A 225-nucleotide genomic window follows, 5' to 3' on the forward strand; every position below is an offset into this window, starting at 1 on the left:
TTCGTAATGGAAGTATACCCATCCCTGAACACATAGGGGATGAGGAGGCAACCAGGGGAACTGAAACATCTAAGTACCCTGAGGAAGAGAAAGCAAAGAAACTTGGGCCCCACCAAAGTAGTCGGAATAAGCTACAAAGCTTTCCGTCACTTTGGTGGGACTTGAGTGCGATTCCCTAAGTAGCGGCGAGCGAAAAGGGAACAGCCTAAACCGATACCTACGGGT

Annotated in this window: 1 rRNA gene; it reads left to right on the top strand. The window is 49.3% G+C overall.

What is annotated here, in order from left to right:
* Positions 1-225: ribosomal RNA gene (locus TEPIDINF_RS15165) — 23S ribosomal RNA — on the top strand; the annotation flags it as partial.

The organism is Tepidibacillus infernus (assembly GCF_048898065.1).
Classification (GTDB): domain Bacteria; phylum Bacillota; class Bacilli; order Tepidibacillales; family Tepidibacillaceae; genus Tepidibacillus_B; species Tepidibacillus_B infernus.